Here is a 15,879-nt window from a genome sequence, read left to right as displayed (position 1 = left end):
TAGATTATACTTTCAAAGTCATCTAAATATTTTATATTTTGATTGTCATGCCGAGTGAAACGAAGCTTCTGAAACCAGATACTTCACTATGTTCAGGATGACAAGCGCATTATTTCTTTTTCTTTCCGAAAAACGAGCTTATCAATTGCTTTGCCACAGGAACCAAGATAGTTGTAGCCAATGTTGTTAACATTCTGTTTCGTTGTTTTTTCGACTGCTGATCGGCCTTTTCCTGTGCCTGACGAGCCTTTTCCTCTTCTTTTTTAGCTTTCTCGTCAGCTTTTGCCTGCTCTGCGGCATCTTTTTCAGCCTGTATCGAGTTCAATTTTTCTGTCAATTTCTCGTATGCCGATTCCCTATCCACATCTTGCGCATAAAATCTGTTCAAGACAGAACCATCGACCAATGACTTTCTTTCTTCGGGTGTTATCGGTCCAATTTGCCCCTCAGGAGGAAGGACATAAGCTCTTTCAACAGGTTGAGGTGCGCCTTTCTCATCCAGAAACGAGATTAAAGCCTCACCTGTTCCCAGTTCCGAGATAGCTGTTTCCGTGTCGAATTTAGGGTTTGCCCTGAAACTTTGAGCTGCCGCTTTCAATGCTTTCTGATCTTTCGGAGTGTATGCCCTCAACGCATGCTGGATACGGTTACCCAGCTGAGCCAATACATTATCAGGAATATCAGACGGACTTTGCGATATGAAATAGATACCGACACCCTTCGAGCGGATCAGCCTGACCACTTGTTCAATTTTGTCGACCAAAGCCTTTGGAGCATCGCTAAACAAGAGGTGAGCCTCATCGAAAAAGAAAACCAACTTCGGCTTATCGGGATCTCCTATTTCGGGCAGAGTTTCGAAAAGTTTTGTCATCAGCCAAAGCAGGAATGTCGAGTATATCTTAGGCGAGTTCATCAACTTATCGGCAGCGATAATGTTAATCACTCCTTTGTTTCCGCTGGTTTGAATCAGGTCGTCCAAATTGAGGGAAGGTTCTCCGAAAAACAAATCTGCTCCATCATGCTCCAATTGCAACAATCCCCGTTGAATTGCACCAATGCTGGCAGCGGATATATTTCCGTAATTGGTAGTGAAACTGTTGGTGTTATTTCCTACATATTCCAATATTTTCTGCAAATCTTTCAAGTCTATCAATTCCAGATTTTCATCTTTCGATATTTTGAAAATAATGGTCAATACGGCACTTTGTGTATCGTTCAACGAAAGCAGACGGCTCAACAGCAAAGGTCCCATATCGGCGATAGTTGCCCTGATGGGTACACCTTGTTCCTTAAACACATCCCACAACTGAACAGGAAAACCCTGAAAAACAAAACCTTTTTCCGTCAACCCGTAAGAATCGACACGCTTGGTAACACTTTCCTTGTTGCCTCCCTTGTTTGCCACGCCCGACAAGTCTCCTTTTATGTCGGCTGCAAAGACGGGCACACCCATCGAACTGAACGTTTCGGCTAAATTTTGTAAAGTTACAGTTTTTCCGGTTCCCGTAGCTCCGGTTATAAGTCCATGGCGGTTAGCCATTTTAGGGTTCAGACAGATTTCACTATCTTGATTGATTGCTATAAAAAGCCTGTTTTCGTTGTCAAACATATTTCCCTGACATTTGTTTAGATGATGATTTCACAAATATAGTTATTCAAAAATTACGGACAAAATTGAGATCGGACAAGTAACTAAAATATCTTTAACCCGTAGTGCATTTAAGACTTTGATGTTAATTCATTTGTTATAATACTTATATCCGTTTTGTCATTTTGAACGAAGTGAAAAATCTGTGTGTTTCAATCCAGATCCTTCACTTCGTTCAGAAACAACGTTCGCCGAAGCGAAGGCGAGGCAATGACAGAAAGATACCAAAATTTACTTTTAGAACACCTGCCGTCGCATGGGATTTACAATCCCATGCTTGTCTGCTATCCGGATTTAAAATCCGGGAAATAATAACTTCGGGGTTACAAACCCCGAAGAACAAGATAACTGTTATGTGTTCTACAGATGCTTCCTGTCGTCAGCATGACAAAACAACTACTGATTCTCATTAATAATTAGGCTAAAGCATACAAGCTGAACTAATGAAAACAGATCAAACAGTTCTTTATTCGACACAACATCTATTGAACCTTTATTCGAAATCGGTGTTCAGATAAGAGATATGGTTATGTTTTCTTTATGTATGCAAAAAATCGTTATCAACAACTATGGGAAGTACAAAGCATAAAGTCCCTTTTGGCGTTTTCGGAATCGTTTTAGCAATCGGAGTCGTTTTCGGCGATATCGGAACATCTCCTCTATATGTAATGAAAGCCATCATCGGGGCGTTACCGCAAAGCGACATGGCACGACCTGACTATATATTGGGTGCTGTTTCCTGTGTTTTCTGGACTTTGACCATACAAACCACCCTCAAGTATGTGGTGATAACCCTGCGTGCCGACAACAAGGGCGAAGGCGGCATTTTGTCTCTCTATGCTCTTATCAGAAAAAAACATCGCTGGGCATACGTAATTGCAGCAGTAGGAGCAGCCACACTGCTTGCCGATGGAGTTATTACCCCCGCAATCACCGTAATGACTGCAATGGAAGGACTTAACACCTTAGTGCCAAGCATACCTGTAATTCCCATATCCATAGCAATTATAATAGGCATATTTCTTGTTCAACCACTAGGTACTAGTTCTTTAGGACGGTTCTATGGCACTATTATGCTTGTATGGTTCATCACATTGGGCGTTTTAGGGCTGAATCAGTTTGTGCATGACTTTTCCGTTTTGAAAGCCATTAACCCATATTACGCTATTCATTTCCTGATCGAAGCACCGCACACGATGATCATACTTGGTGCTGTATTTCTGTGTACAACAGGGGCGGAAGCTCTTTATTCCGATCTGGGGCATACAGGATTGAAAAACATCAGAGTATCTTGGACTTTTGTTAAAAGTATGCTTATTCTGAATTATTTAGGGCAAGCTGCCTGGATTATTGACAATCCTTCACTTATCAATGTCGGTGTTAATCCATTTTTTGCAATGATGCCTTCGTGGTTCAATTTTGCCGGAGTTATATTAGCCACATTAGCCGCAATTATAGCATCACAAGCTTTGATTAGCGGGTCGTATACAATAATCAGCGAAGCCATTTCCCTCAATCTCTGGCCAAACGTAAAAATCAAATATCCGACACGAATAAAAGGGCAGATGTTTATCCCCTCGGTAAACTGGTTTCTGATGATTTCGTGCATCATTATTGTGCTCACATTCCAATCGTCGACCAACCTTGAAGCGGCATACGGGCTTTCCATCACCTTAAGTATGTTGATGACCACTATCCTCCTGTTCCTTTACATGGAAAAGATGGGCATACCACGATGGGGTAGAATAGGCCTGACAATATTTTTTACGATCATTGAGGTTAGTTTCTTCCTTGCCAATATGCAAAAATTTGCACACGGAGGTTTTGCATCCATCCTAATTGCCGGAGTCATATTCTTCATGATGTATTCGTGGTACAACGGCAGGCGGATAAAGAGCCATTATACAGCATACGACACTGTGGATGATGCTTATATAGACAAGATAAACAGGGTGAGCGAGGACACCGAGATAGCCAAAACAGCCACCAATCTGGTGTTCATTACACGTGCCAACAAGACATATTCGCTCGAAAACAAGATCACCTATTCCTTATTCAGCAAACAACCAAAAAGAGCCGACACCTATTGGTTTATCAACATTAAAAGGACTGATTCGCCTTACGATTTCGAATATTCAGTGAAAACCCTTCTGCCTAAAAAGATTTTCAGGATAAATATACTGGTCGGATTTAAGGTCGGAGTACATACAGATCAGTTTGTTCACCTGATAACGAACGAATTGGAGCGAAGAGGCGTGGTTGATCTGTCATCCCGTTATCCTTCAATGAAAGGCATGCGGGGAGACTTCAAATTTGTTGTGGTTGACCGTATCTTCAGAAATGTAGACCTTAACATAAAACAAAGGATTATTCTTGCGTGCTATAATTTGGTAAAAAAACTTAGCACGTCCGACACACAGATGTACGACATAGATCCATCATTTGCAATGGTTGAAACCGTCCCTCTGGTGTCGATGAAATCGGGTTCTCACGATCTGAGAAAGTTAATAGATATTTCCGAATCGGAAAAAGATGCGGAATAAGGTCATTTTTCTCTTGTATTTTATTACTTTTAAGGTTTCGGTTGAAACTAATCATACGCTTTATTCTTGTAAACGTTGTTTCAAATTATCACTCACCGAAGTTACTTCGGCAACCAAAACGATAGAAAGGTCTTCGACCTTAAAATATTTTCACATCTAAAACAGAGGCAATTATGAGATTTTTTCTAGGTATCATTTCTACGGTTATTGTCCTGACAGGAGCAACTCTGACGGTGCTCGCACTATGGGGCGTTCAACCCATTTCGTGGACAATTGTATGGAAATCAAGCGTTACGATACTTATCGTATCGGCGGTCTTCTTACTACTCTACTTGTTCTATTATGTATTTTTCAAACGTTATTCACCTCATAAAGACAGATTCGACAAAAAATAGAGAAAGCCTGAGAACTCACAATTCTCAGGCTTTCTTCACCAAATGTATACCTTTACGGCTTAGTTGATTTTCACACACATCAGTCAGCAGCCATTTAAATCTTCCAGAAAATGAGGGAGGTACGAGCCGAAAAAGAATTATCTCCGGTTTTACCAATGCTAAGGATGCCCTGTGTGGCAGGTAGCGAATAAGACCAATAGCCGAGTCTGAATACGCAAATTTATTTTCTTGCAAATATTTCGTAAAGAAAATACTTTTATCAATTACTTTTCGCGTAAGTCATTGTTGCTGTTGCACTATCAATATTAATGCCCACAAGTGCCGCACCCCAACTGGCCAGATCCGACAAGTAACTTTTCCTTATCTGCAAAGTTGACGAACTTGCTGTAACAACTTTATAAGTTTCTGTCGTTTGTGTATCATTATATGTTAGATACAAAGAATCGGTAGTCAGGCTATACGTTCCCTCTCCCTGAGAAGAGATTGCACTATCTTCGATGAAATAGTAGGTAAAAGTACCATCCGAATCAAAATCATAACCATCCGGTTCGGCTGCGGCGGCATATCCCTGAAATGTAGAAAGGACTGCACTCAATGTAGCATCAATCAGCGTATTACCAGTTTCTATATTTACCGAAACGGAAGATATACCCCAAACACCCTCAACAGTCCCGATGTTTTCGTAAGTTTCATCGTCGTCCGAGTCGCACGAAATAAAAAGAAGAGGAAGAGCAAAGAATAAATAAAAGATTTTTTTCATAATGTAATTTTTGTTGTTTGTTTAAACCATTTTTTACTAATATTTCGCTACAAAACTCCTCTAAAAATCACTTCTCAACAATCGGAATCGACAAAAGCCACAGTTCTATCGACAAAAAACCCCATTAAACTCCTATTTCCTGATTTACTCCAACTTCCTGAATAAAATACTGATCGTGAGAAATAACAATCAACGTTCCTTTATAATCACGGATGGCATTCGTAACAATCTCCAAACTCTGAATATCAAGATTATTAGTCGGTTCGTCCAACACAAACACATCAGGAGTGTTGTTGCTTACCATCAGGCAGCAGAAAACCAGTCGCATTTTTTCACCGCCACTCAGTTTGTCACAAGTTTTATTCCACGTATCAAATGGGAACAGATAGCGATGAAGTATGGTTTTTATCTCGTGTTCCAACAAATTCATCGAATTAAAATGCTGGATCTGCTCCAAAACCGTAAGACTGTTGTCAATGATTGAATATTCCTGATCAACATACAAACTACTAAAATCGGCACGAACTATATCACCCTGTTTGGGTTCAAGTTTTCCCTGTATAATGTTAAGTAATGTAGTTTTACCCTTTCCGTTTCCGCCCTTAATCGCAATTCGGTCGCCACTTTTTATTTGAAAACTGAGAGGACTATCCCACAACATTTCAGAGGAATAACCAAAATTAATATCTTTTGCCGTCACCAATATTTTACCCGAATGTAGGTTAGCATCTTCAAAATTCAGCTTCATTTCTTTGCCTTCAGGCAACTTCTGGCGTATTTGCCTCAAATCGTCCGATATTCCTCCCATTTTATCGGCATGCACATCTTTCAACTTCGATGCGCTCGCTTCGGCACGGTTCTTTATCGTATTCATCATAATGCGGGGAGTACCTTCCTTTATTTGCTTCTTCTGCCCACGGGCATCCATCCGTTGTTTTCGCTCGGCAGCCTCTCGTGCAACTTTTTTTGCCTGTCGCAACGCCTTTTCTTTGTCTTCCAACTGAGCCTGCAAAGCCTGCAATTGCTCTTCTTTCTGGATTTTATAAAACTCATAATTTCCGCCATACATCTCCACCCCACCCTTATGCAACTCATAAGTCAGGCTGATCAGGTTGAGCAATGTTCTGTCATGGCTAACAACTATAATTGTAGATCGTCCCGATTCAATAAGTTCGTATAATTGATGCCTGGCGTCTGCATCCAAATGATTGGTAGGTTCATCCAGAAGCACAACTGAGGGTGAATGAATATTTATTCCTGACAGAAAAACCTTTGTTTTTTCGCCACCACTCAGAAACTCCATCTGATCGGACAAGCCAAGATGTTGCAATCCCCACGATGCAAGAGCCGCCAAAGCTCTTTCCTCAATATCCCAATCATCGTTGAGCAAATCGAAGTTCAGCTGGCTTGCATCACCACCCAGAATTGCATGCAATGCGTTAAGCTTATCTTCAATTCCCAATGCCTGAGATATGGTTAAATTGTCATATTGCCCAAAATGCTGGGGAATATAATATGGTTTATCAGACGAAATTATTTCGCCCGACGACGGAGATAACTTCCCTGCTATAATCTTCAACAGAGTTGACTTGCCCGAACCGTTTTTCCCGATCAATGAAACTTTTTGCGCTGTCGGGACAGAAAAACTTATATTTTGAAACAATGTTTCTTTATCTGAATGAATGTATGATATATTGTTGATAGTAATACTCATGATAAAATAATAATGGATTAAAAATGCGAATCAGTAGTTGTTTTGTCATACTGACAACAGGACGTCTATATCTAGTAAACAAGGTACAAGACACTAGTCTTTTCACTCGTCCACTTGTCTACTTGTCTACTTGTCTACTTGTCTACTTGTCTACTTGTCTACTTGTCTACTATTTATCCAGATCCTTCACTCTGTTCAGGATGACAAGAAAGTGTGTCAAAGACAAATCTTTCGGGCAGACCAGAGGCCTGCCCCTACAAACACACCTGCCGTCGCATGGGATTTGCAATCCCATGCTTGCCTGCTATCCGGATTTTAAATCCGGGAAATAACAGCTTCAGGGTTACAAATCCCGAAGAACAAGGATCCTTCACTAACGTTCAGGATGACAATTCTGCAAATGAAGCCTATCTAAACAGCCTATTAAAGCTGCTTAGTACAATAAAAACATATCTGAAAATGTTTTCGAGGAAGAAATAATTAATTACATGATTTCTAAGTTAACAGCAACAGACCGTAGAATAGGGCGCCTGCCACCGGATGTTGATAATTTATTGAACCAAATGCCTGAGATTTTTCTCAGCTACAAGATGGTGTCTTAACCATCATTTTTTACTTAGATATTTTCATCGGAGTAGTTTATTCGTTTAAGCTGCAAAGATATACAATATTTTATAATTCACCGCTTGCGAATAAAAGAAAAGATAAAAGATTTTGTACCTTTGTTGCTTATTGACGTATAATATTCACACTACATAAATGGCGAAAAAGAAACCAGCAACGAGAAAGAAACCCAACACCCGAAGCACAAAGACCAATACCAAGAAAGGAAAAAAATCATTTTTCAGGAGCATTGTTAATTTTCTGAAAAGTGATATTGGCAGTTTTGTGATAGGTATTTGTATTCTTTTCGTTGCCATCTATATCCTCATCGGAATGATTTCTTTCTTCTTCACAGGAGCAGAAGATCAGAGCAAAATAATAAACAAGTCTTTCACCGAGCTTATCGGCAACAAACTCGGAATAAAAAACTGGACAGGCACAACAGGAGCTTTTGTTTCCGAACAACTTATCAATAAATTTATGGGGATATTCTCCCTGCTCATTCCTGTGTATATAGCCCTGATCGGTTTGAGGCTTATGCGTGTGTGGAAATGTTCGCTTATCAGAACATTCCTCATCTTTTCTTTTGTATTGATATGGGGTTCCATCACTTTTTCATTCTTGCAAAGTGCCATATATCCTAATCCGGAAGACAACACCTCTTTCATCAGGTGGGGAGGCAGTCATGGTTCAACCATAGTGAACTCTATGGAAAGCGCTTTCGGAAAACCGGGAATGATACTAATCGTCATCCTTCTGTTTGTTATTTTCATTCTCATAACGAAAAAAGCATCTGTCGAATTTTTCCGCAATATTTTCCAGAAACCATTACAACTGGCAACAAAGAAAAATGACAATGAGCCTGAGACGATAGAAGAAAATGAGGAGAACGAAGAAGAAGATAAGCCATCATTCTTCCAACGCATTTTTGCATTAATCAAGCATGGCAAAGAGGAAGACGAGGAAGAAGATGACGTTATTCCTTTCAACAACGCAACAGAAGAGCCATCTCCGGTGGTTGATTTTTCGATAGACATCCCCTCAACACCCCCTCCAAGCAGAACAAAACCTGCGCCGGCCAAACCGGCATTGAGCATAGAAGACGATTTTGAGGTTGTTGTACCTCAAATAGAAGAGACATACATAGCACCACAACCAACGACGACTACACCTCCGCAACCAACGGTAGACAGAGAACCTGAGCCGCAACAAACCGATCCCGAAAGTTGGGAAGAAGAGGTAGAGATGGAAGATTACGACCCGACAAAAGATTTATCTTCTTACAAATCTCCGTCACTCGACTTGTTGAAAGTATACGATACCTCAGGACATGGTGTAGACATGGAAGAACAACGAGCCAATAAAGAGAAGATCATCAAAACGCTGAAAGATTATGGCATAGAAATCACTTCCATAAAAGCAACAGTAGGTCCTACAATCACATTGTATGAAATTGTACCTCAGGCCGGAGTACGTATTTCCAAGATCAGAAATCTTGAAGATGATATCGCCCTGAGCCTTGCGGCATTGGGTATCCGTATCATTGCGCCGATGCCGGGTAAAGGAACAATTGGTATTGAAGTGCCAAATAAAGACCCTCAGATTGTATCAATGCAATCGGTAATTGCCTCGAAACGTTTTCAGGAGTCTACTCTGGATCTGCCTGTCGCTTTAGGAAAAACGATTACGAACGAGATTTTCATGTTCGACCTTTGCAAGATGCCTCACCTTCTGGTAGCAGGGGCAACAGGTCAGGGTAAATCGGTGGGACTGAATGCCATCATAACATCGCTTCTGTATAAAAAGCATCCTGCCGAAATGAAGATGGTGCTTGTCGATCCTAAAATGGTAGAGTTTAATATTTATTCTACCATCGAAAAACATTATCTGGCAAAACTACCCGATGCGGAAAAAGCGATTATCACGGATGTAACAAAAGTTACTCAGACGCTCAATTCCTTAACCAAGGAAATGGACGACCGCTACGAGCTGCTAATGGGTGCAAGTGTGCGCACGATAAAAGAATATAACGAAAAGTTTATAAAGCGCAGGTTAAGTCCGGTAAAAGGTCACAGGTATCTGCCATACATAGTTGTCGTGATAGACGAGTTTGGAGACTTGATAATGACGGCAGGCAAAGAGATAGAACTGCCTATTGCCCGTATCGCCCAGAAGGCACGAGCAGTAGGTATACACATGATTATTGCAACACAGCGTCCGACAACAAATATCATCACAGGAACCATCAAGGCCAACTTCCCCGCCCGTATGGCTTTCCGTGTTACATCTCAGATAGATTCACGTACTATTCTGGATATGGCAGGAGCAAATCAGCTTATAGGTCGTGGAGACATGTTATTCTCGCAAGGCAGCGACTTGGTGCGTGTTCAGTGTGCATTTGTCGATACGCCGGAAGTGGAAGGCATCGCCCAATACATCGGCAGCCAACAAGGTTACTCTCATGCTTTCGAACTGCCCGAATTTGTGACCGATGCAGGTGACGACAAAGCCGGAAGTGTAGATCTGAACGACAAAGACCCTTTGTTTGACGAAGCTGCACGCCTGATCGTTATTCATCAGCAAGGTTCAACGTCGCTCATTCAGCGTAAATTTTCGATCGGATATAACCGTGCCGGTCGCCTGATGGATCAATTGGAAGCAGCGGGAGTAGTGGGTCCTACGCAAGGCAGCAAGCCAAGGGAAGTCTATATCGGCGATGAATATAGCTTGGAACAAAAACTAAACTCGATGAAAGGTTTATAGTTTTATTAAACTTTTTTCGTTTTTTAATGTCTTAACTTTAATAGAACATTAATTTATTTTGTCATCCTGAGTGAAACGAAGGATCTGGTTACTTACAAACAGATTCTTCACTATGTTCAGAAACAACGTTCGAGGAGCGACGGCGACTCAATGACAAAAATTATTTAAATACAAGGATGAAACCTTTAGGATTGCACAATTACTTTGTTTACATCCTTACTAATCGCAACAGAAATGTTTTATATGTAGGTGTAACCAATGATCTAGAAAGGAGATTATATGAGCATCAAGAAAAAGATCAGTATCAAAATATGTCTTTCTCTAGCAAGTATAAAACATTTTACCTTATCTATTGGGAAAGGTTTGAAAATATAGAAGATGCTATTATGAGAGAAAAACAAATTAAAGGTTGGACTAGAGCAAAAAAAGAGACATTAATTTCCGAATTTAATCCAGAATGGAAATTTTTAAACGATGAAATATCATAAAGATAAATTTTTATTGTCATGCTGAGTGAAACGAAGCATCTGATATTTAGAAGTCATCTAGACTTTTTAAATTATACTTAATTTTTGAGTTTTTGTCATGTTGAACGTAGTGAAACATCTAAAAAAACAGATCCTTCGATACTCTCAGGATGACAAAATTGAACAAAACGAAAAAGTCTAGACGGTTTCTTACTTACAAACAACTTCTTCACTATATTTAGAAACAACGTTCGAGGAGCGACGGCGACTCAATGACAAAAAATAGAAACAAAAAACTACAATTATGAAAACAAAAATTTTGATTGTTCTTTCTGTTCTTTTCGCTCAGATAGCAGTGGCTCAAAATGCGAGAACAATACTCGATAATGCTTCCGATGCTTTCAACAAAGCGGGGGGAGTCAATGCGAAGTTTACGGTCAAACAAGAAAATACGAGAACAAAAGAAACCTTCAATCAAAACGGAACAGCTTGGATAAAAGGGAATAAGTTTAAATTTGAGCTTACCGATGCCATCACATGGTTCGACGGAAAAACTCAATGGGTATACGCAAAAAGAGGCGACGAGGTGAATGTCACAAACCCGACAGGTGAAGAACTTGCATCTATCAGCCCTACGGCATTGCTTGGCATGTATAAGTCGGGCTTCAACCTCATCTACAAAGGTGAAGTAAAAGATCAGGGAAGACTTGCATATAACGTCGAAATGGTTCCACAGAAAAAAGGAGAGGTAAGCAAATTTATTATAAATATTGACAAGCAAAATTCGCAAATAAAATCCATCACGATAATCAACACCGACGGAACTAAAGCGACACTCACCATTACAAAATACCAAACCGGCGTGACTCTTACCGATTCGACGTTCTCGTTCAACAGCAAAGAGTATCCGGGTGTGGATATCATAGACCTACGTTAACATATAGTTATACTATATATGGCATAGAAAATTTGAATCGTTAAGATTTTGTTTTCATACGCATTGTCTATAATTTTGCATTTATAACGAGCGTAATATTTTACGTCCATTCTTTCGGGTAGACCAGAGGTCTATCCCTACAATCAAACAAATATTATTGTAGGGGTGGGGTTCTACTCCACCCGTGGAATTTGCCTGAAAAACGATTAATGTAATCAAACTAAAAACAATATAAGATTATGAGTGAAAAAGTACGTTGCCTGATCATCGGGTCGGGTCCGGCAGGTTTTACTGCTGCGATATATGCATCACGGGCAAATCTCGCACCCGTTCTTTACGAAGGAATCCAACCGGGAGGACAACTAACAACTACTACGGATGTAGAAAATTTTCCCGGATATCCCGAAGGCGTTACAGGCACGGAACTGATGGAAGACCTGAAAAAACAGGCTGTCAGATTCGGGGCAGAGATCAGAAACGGCATTGCAACCTCCGTAGACTTTTCGGTTTCGCCTAAAAAAGTGATCATTGACGGTGAAAAGGAAATAGAAGCAGATACAGTTATCATTTCGACAGGGGCAACAGCCAAATATCTTGGACTTCCTGACGAAACGAAATATGCAGGAATGGGAGTCTCGGCCTGTGCCACATGCGACGGATTTTTCTATCGCAAGAAAGTAGTAGCTGTTGTTGGTGGTGGTGACACTGCGTGCGAAGAGGCGATCTATCTGGCCGGACTGGCAAGCAAAGTCTACCTCATTGTAAGAAAACCTTTCCTCCGTGCATCTAAAGTAATGCAAAACCGTGTCTTTGCTCACGAAAAGATAGAAGTTCTGTTTGAATGCAATGCTGTTGGTTTGTTTGGTGAGAATGGCGTTGAAGGCGCGAATATCGTAAAACATGCAGGGCAAGCTAACGAAGAAAAATTTGATCTGGCTATTGACGGTTTCTTCCTGGCAATAGGGCATACTCCAAACACTAAGATATTTGAAGGACAAATAGATATGGACGAAACAGGATATATCAAGACACAGGCTATGTCGACCAAGACAAACATACCCGGTGTATTTGCCGCCGGTGATGTAGCCGACCCCGTCTACCGTCAGGGAATAACTGCAGCAGCCAGCGGATGTAAAGCTGCTATTGACGTAGAAAGATATTTGAACGAAACCGAATGTTCTTTATAGCCTAAAAGAACAACATAAGATTAATTCTAAAGCCAACTCTCAATAACATAAGGGTTGGCTTTTGTTTTACTTGAACATTTGCCTTAAACTCACCTGTAAAGATCAAGCATATTTTTTTAATATATCAAATTATGTTACCTTAATGAAAATTATGTAACTTTGTTCTCTTTAAGTTAAATTACACAAAAAAAAAACAAGCTGGCGACTTTACAAAACATGATAAAATGATTAGATAAACCAAATTATAATTTACACAAAATCAATTTTTTATGAAACTAGAAAAAATCTTATTATTGTCTGCTTCGGCATTCATTCTATCCACGTCTTGTTCAATATTCAATCCTGCAAAAATGGATGAAAAAGAAGGTGTTGACAAATTTGTAGAAGCCGTAACTACAAAAGTTGATACTGAAAAATACCTTATCGTATCGGCTGAAATGGAAGAAACAGACAAGCTGTCGAACAAAGCCGGCTCAATCGTTATCGACCTGATTGACAAAGAAGGAAAGCCATATATCCAAACAGTATCCGACGACGTAAACGAAGTGTTGGAAAAACCAGAGAATGAAAACAAAGCTGTAGCTGCCGCTAAGAAAAAAATGAAAGACAAAGGCTTGCTGAAAGATGACAAAGCCATTACAAAAGGGGTAGATGCTGCCAGTGTAAAATCGGATGCTGTATTAGCACTCATAGACAAAGCTAAAACAATGCTCCCCACCGGATATTCATTCAAAAGCACACGTTCCATCAAAGTTCTTTTAGACAAAGAAGGCAATACAGTTTACGAAATCGGCATCAATGTTACTGAAAACGGTAAGGCTACAAGAAAAGTAGGCAGAACCACATATACCGATTATTACATGTTAACATACACTGTTGACAAAGATGGCAACATGGAAATGGAATAAAATAACATTCTCGCAATATCCAAACCTGCTCTTTTAGGGCAGGTTTTTTCGTTTCAGCTTTTCAGTCAATATCACTCACCGTAGCAACAACCTTAAACATCTGGTTATCAATCACTCTTCTGCAGCCTTAATATTTACAAACATCTCAGGTTTAAAATCTTTGTCCAATACATATCTTCCATCCACAATACTTTTATCTACAGCACTTTGAGGGATTTTATATCCTAAAATTTCGGACAGTATGTAAATTGAAGAAGATGTGTTTATAAGTTGTGATTCTTGGTCTACATATTTTCCAATAATAGAATCGGTGTTTACAACATCCGTATTATTCGAAATAGCAAAAACAGGTACCCTATAATCTTGTTGCCAACCAAAAGCATGGCCTTTCCCTATAACTTCGCCATGATCTGAGATATAATATATTACAGAAGAAGAAAGATCGTCTTTCATCACACCATATATTTCTCTGAAAACCCGGTCGGTATGATGAATAGAACGATCGTAGTCTGCAACTATATCATCTCCCGGTATACTATTCTTGTCTATTTCATCATATCTTGTATTATAATCATGATGGCTGCCAACAAGATGAATTACAAAAAATTGCTTTTCATTTGGCTTATGCCATTTCTTCAAGATTTTTATCAAGTTAAGGTCTTCAAGTTGACCTTCTACCATCATATCCCTGAAACTTCTTTTATCTGCATTTGCCCCGATAGAACCGACATATCCGTCTCCAATACCAACTTTGTCTTGATTTGATATCCAGTTTGTTTCATACCCTGCGTCTTTAGCAATCTCCACTACATTTTTATAATCGAAAAAGGTTTGCACATTTGTAGGTGAGGCAAAACTAAGAACCAATTTTACAGCTTCCCGAGTGAGTGGAGCTGGTGCTACGCCTTGATAAAAGTTGAAATCGACAGTCTTTGTATGATATAAGCTATCCAGAAATGGGGTGGTTTTGACAGGATATCCGTAGAGTGAGTAATGATCTCTGCGAGCAGTTTCACCAACTATAAGATATATTTTCTGGGGTTGCTTCTTTGTCTGTTCAAATGAAATACCTTCAGGCAAGGTACGATTAGTATGTACATAATCTTTTAGTTTCCACATTTCATGTTGATAAGCTCCAAATGTGAGAAAATCTCCATAAAAAACAGGAGTAATATTTTTTAGCGATTTTTCTATGGTTAGCACTACATTCAACTTAAACAACCCATCGGTTTTGTCGTCCGACTTTAGCTTCACAAATCCAACGAAAGGTATGATAATGATAATGTATATAGATAAGATTAAGGCTGACTTTCTGCGAGAAAGGGCTCTGTTTCTTAATTCCTGTTGCGATTTGAATACAAGAAAAGAAGTAACCATCAAAATCACAACAACACTAATTACGAACAACCCTAGTGTTTCTTTTGCTTCAACAATATCGGTTTCCAACATAGAGCTCAACAAGAATAATGTAATGTAGGTTTGATAATTGAATGCAAAAAAAGCATCAAGACTAATAATAAGGATGAATATGATAGTAAAAGGTAGCGAATAGCGCGTTTTCGCTAAAATATTAACAATGAAGAAAAGAGACAAACTACTTATTCCGGCTACAATTGTGGTCTGACATATCCGTTTTTCCCCAGCCAAAACGGCAATAATACAAAAATAGATCAGCAACAGGATAGTATATTTGTATTTAGTTAGGAAATCCAAAGCCTTTTCTTTCATCATATTTTTCCTTTTTTATTCGACAAAGACAAAATTACTAAAATATGAATAACTTAAAAGAACTATTTTCAATTACCACCTGGTTGAACTAAGTATAAGATAAACAACTTAGTTTCAAATATATTTCTAAGTGTTGTAAATTTATGTAAAAAAGTATTCTTTTTTTCTTAACTTTGCAAACTCAAGATTGCATTTTGCGTATATTTGTGCTATCTATGAAAAATTA

Annotated in this window: 12 protein-coding genes; 8 read left to right on the top strand and 4 right to left on the bottom strand. The window is 39.4% G+C overall.

The window, feature by feature from the left end; translation table 11 throughout:
* Positions 1-109: 109 nt before the first annotated feature.
* Positions 110-1,609 (bottom strand): helicase HerA-like domain-containing protein, encoded by a 1,500-nt coding sequence (locus tag D0T56_RS04015; RefSeq protein ID WP_163318849.1) that lies wholly within the window; start codon positions 1,607-1,609, stop codon positions 110-112.
* A gap of 608 nt (positions 1,610-2,217) precedes the next feature.
* Here D0T56_RS04015 and D0T56_RS04010 point away from each other — a divergent pair.
* Positions 2,218-4,191, top strand: coding sequence for a KUP/HAK/KT family potassium transporter (locus D0T56_RS04010; RefSeq protein WP_163318848.1), 1,974 nt, complete (start codon positions 2,218-2,220; stop codon positions 4,189-4,191).
* Between the two features lie 173 nt (positions 4,192-4,364).
* Positions 4,365-4,586 carry a hypothetical protein gene (locus tag D0T56_RS04005; RefSeq protein ID WP_163318847.1) on the top strand — a complete coding sequence of 74 codons (222 nt, stop codon included), beginning with the start codon at positions 4,365-4,367 and terminating at the stop codon, positions 4,584-4,586.
* Positions 4,587-4,845: 259 nt separating this feature from the next.
* Here the strand turns inward: D0T56_RS04005 and D0T56_RS04000 are convergent, their stop codons facing one another.
* Positions 4,846-5,346, bottom strand: a complete 501-nt coding sequence (locus D0T56_RS04000) for a lipocalin family protein (RefSeq protein ID WP_163318846.1) — start codon at positions 5,344-5,346, stop codon at positions 4,846-4,848.
* A gap of 124 nt (positions 5,347-5,470) precedes the next feature.
* Complete coding sequence (gene abc-f, locus D0T56_RS03995) at positions 5,471-7,060, bottom strand: ribosomal protection-like ABC-F family protein (protein ID WP_163318845.1); 1,590 nt, start codon at positions 7,058-7,060, stop codon at positions 5,471-5,473.
* A gap of 213 nt (positions 7,061-7,273) precedes the next feature.
* On the opposite strand from abc-f, the gene D0T56_RS03990 reads away from it, so the two are divergent.
* The 6 genes from D0T56_RS03990 (at position 7,274) to D0T56_RS03965 (ending at position 13,925) form a co-directional block, all read left to right on the top strand.
* Positions 7,274-7,540 (top strand): hypothetical protein, encoded by a 267-nt coding sequence (locus tag D0T56_RS03990; protein ID WP_163318844.1) that lies wholly within the window; start codon positions 7,274-7,276, stop codon positions 7,538-7,540.
* Positions 7,541-7,819: 279 nt separating this feature from the next.
* A complete protein-coding gene (locus tag D0T56_RS03985; RefSeq protein ID WP_163318843.1) occupies positions 7,820-10,426 on the top strand; it encodes a DNA translocase FtsK in 2,607 nt (868 codons plus the stop codon).
* Positions 10,427-10,602: 176 nt separating this feature from the next.
* Positions 10,603-10,914 carry a GIY-YIG nuclease family protein gene (locus D0T56_RS03980; protein ID WP_163318842.1) on the top strand — a complete coding sequence of 104 codons (312 nt, stop codon included), beginning with the start codon at positions 10,603-10,605 and terminating at the stop codon, positions 10,912-10,914.
* Between the two features lie 283 nt (positions 10,915-11,197).
* The gene (locus tag D0T56_RS03975) at positions 11,198-11,830 is read left to right on the top strand and encodes a LolA-like putative outer membrane lipoprotein chaperone (protein ID WP_163318841.1); all 633 of its coding nucleotides are present in this window, start codon (positions 11,198-11,200) and stop codon (positions 11,828-11,830) included.
* A 239-nt stretch (positions 11,831-12,069) separates the two neighbouring features.
* Entirely contained in the window at positions 12,070-13,017 is a 948-nt protein-coding gene (trxB, locus tag D0T56_RS03970) for a thioredoxin-disulfide reductase (RefSeq protein ID WP_163318840.1), read from the top strand.
* Between the two features lie 269 nt (positions 13,018-13,286).
* Complete coding sequence (locus tag D0T56_RS03965; protein ID WP_163318839.1) at positions 13,287-13,925, top strand: hypothetical protein; 639 nt, start codon at positions 13,287-13,289, stop codon at positions 13,923-13,925.
* Between the two features lie 111 nt (positions 13,926-14,036).
* Here the strand turns inward: D0T56_RS03965 and D0T56_RS03960 are convergent, their stop codons facing one another.
* Positions 14,037-15,656 carry a sulfatase-like hydrolase/transferase gene (locus D0T56_RS03960; protein ID WP_163318838.1) on the bottom strand — a complete coding sequence of 540 codons (1,620 nt, stop codon included), beginning with the start codon at positions 15,654-15,656 and terminating at the stop codon, positions 14,037-14,039.
* Positions 15,657-15,879 lie beyond the last annotated feature (223 nt).

The organism is Dysgonomonas sp. 520 (assembly GCF_010501095.1).
Lineage (GTDB): Bacteria > Bacteroidota > Bacteroidia > Bacteroidales > Dysgonomonadaceae > QVMP01.
This window is presented reverse-complemented; position numbering and strand designations above follow the sequence as displayed.

Bases quoted from the DNA above. Each gene is read 5' to 3' on its own strand.
- D0T56_RS03965 (WP_163318839.1), top strand. From the start codon at position 13,287: ATGAAACTAGAAAAAATCTTATTATTGTCTGCTTCGGCATTCATTCTA.
- D0T56_RS03980 (WP_163318842.1), top strand. From the start codon at position 10,603: ATGAAACCTTTAGGATTGCACAATTACTTTGTTTACATCCTTACTAAT.
- D0T56_RS03985 (WP_163318843.1), top strand. From the start codon at position 7,820: ATGGCGAAAAAGAAACCAGCAACGAGAAAGAAACCCAACACCCGAAGC.
- abc-f (WP_163318845.1), bottom strand. From the start codon at position 7,060: ATGAGTATTACTATCAACAATATATCATACATTCATTCAGATAAAGAA.
- D0T56_RS04015 (WP_163318849.1), bottom strand. From the start codon at position 1,609: ATGTTTGACAACGAAAACAGGCTTTTTATAGCAATCAATCAAGATAGT.
- D0T56_RS04010 (WP_163318848.1), top strand. From the start codon at position 2,218: ATGGGAAGTACAAAGCATAAAGTCCCTTTTGGCGTTTTCGGAATCGTT.
- D0T56_RS04005 (WP_163318847.1), top strand. From the start codon at position 4,365: ATGAGATTTTTTCTAGGTATCATTTCTACGGTTATTGTCCTGACAGGA.
- D0T56_RS04000 (WP_163318846.1), bottom strand. From the start codon at position 5,346: ATGAAAAAAATCTTTTATTTATTCTTTGCTCTTCCTCTTCTTTTTATT.
- D0T56_RS03975 (WP_163318841.1), top strand. From the start codon at position 11,198: ATGAAAACAAAAATTTTGATTGTTCTTTCTGTTCTTTTCGCTCAGATA.
- D0T56_RS03960 (WP_163318838.1), bottom strand. From the start codon at position 15,656: ATGATGAAAGAAAAGGCTTTGGATTTCCTAACTAAATACAAATATACT.
- trxB (WP_163318840.1), top strand. From the start codon at position 12,070: ATGAGTGAAAAAGTACGTTGCCTGATCATCGGGTCGGGTCCGGCAGGT.